The sequence below is a fragment of the Microbacterium sp. P2_F9 genome (genome assembly GCF_056403635.1).
In genome coordinates, this window is the sequence record NZ_JBFUFC010000402.1 from 1 (window position 1) to 1197 (window position 1197).

The 1197-nt window shown below is 70.5% G+C and carries 2 protein-coding genes; one reads left to right on the forward strand and one right to left on the reverse strand.

The annotated features are described in order from the left end of the window. Positions 1-322, reverse strand: a 322-nt coding sequence (gene recO, locus AC1DVT_RS20365) for a DNA repair protein RecO (protein ID WP_477391231.1), incomplete at its 3' end; no start/stop codon positions are given. A 68-nt stretch (positions 323-390) separates the two neighbouring features. On the opposite strand from recO, the gene AC1DVT_RS20370 reads away from it, so the two are divergent. Beyond that, entirely contained in the window at positions 391-1089 is a 699-nt protein-coding gene (locus tag AC1DVT_RS20370; protein ID WP_477391233.1) for a trimeric intracellular cation channel family protein, read from the forward strand. Positions 1090-1197: the final 108 nt, after the last annotated feature.

A 1197-nucleotide genomic window follows, 5' to 3' on the forward strand; every position in this document is an offset into this window, starting at 1 on the left:
CCTCCGCCTCGGTCAGGCGGTCGGCGGCCTCCACCATGGCGCTCGCCGAGGTGTAGCGGTCGTAGTGCACGGCGATCTCGGCGCCATAGGCGCCGATCGACTCCGCCTGCTGCACGATGTCGAGCGAGCGGCCCTGGTAGAGCTGCACATCGGCGACCATGAAGGGCTCGAGCCGGGCGCCGAACCGCGAAGAGGTACGCCGGACGCCCTTGGCCACCGCGCGGAGCTTGCCGTGGGACCGCGAGAGCATCGTGACGATGCGATCCGCCTCGCCCAGTTTGTGGGTGCGAAGGACCACGATCTCATCGCGGTAGGTGGGCACGGATCCATTATCGCGGTCGGGCGCGCGCCCCGGTGGTCGCGGCGCGGGTCGGCATCCACAATGGTCGTGTGACCGAKCCGCTCTTCTCGCTTCCCCTCTGGGCCGACCTGGTCGCCGTGGGGCTCGGCGGCATTCAGGGGGCGCTGTTCGCCTCCGGGTTCCAGGGGGAACGCCGGCTCGATCTGCTGGGCGTCGCCATCATCGGCATCGTCATGGGGATGGGCGGCGGCCTCATCCGCGACCTGCTGCTGAACGCACAGCTCGCGACGCTGCAGAGCGACTGGTATCTGGTGACCGCCACCGCCGCCGCGCTGTTCGGCATGCTGCTGGCGGGCCTGTTCCAGCGGCTCAACGGCGCCATCGTGGCGCTCGATGCCGTCGCGATCGGACTCTTCGGCGCCTTCGGCACCAGCAAGGCGCTGTCCCTCGGCATGCCGATCGTGCCTGCGGTGTTCGTGGGCGTCTGCTCGGCGGTGGGCGGCGGCATCCTGCGCGATGTCATCATGGGGCTGCCGGTGGCGATCCTCCACGTCGGGTCGCTGTACGCGGTCGCGGCGGCGGCGGGATGCCTCGTCCTCGCGGTGGTGCATGCGCTCGGGGCTCCGATAGTCATCGCCGCAACCGTAGGTGCGATCGTGACGTCTGTGATCCGGCTTCTGGCCGTGCTCTTCGACCTGTCGCTGCCCGAGCAGCGCATGCTCTACCGTCGCAAGGTCGCGGTCGAGACCTCGACGATCCCGATCGTCCGCCCCGGCCGCAGGCGCTGAGCCCGAGGCGGGCCCAGCGCCTGCGGATCAGACGGAGGCGAGGGCTCCCGAGCGCTCGCGCGTGCGGATCGCGCGGTTGACCCCGGAGACGATCGCCTTGAGCGATGC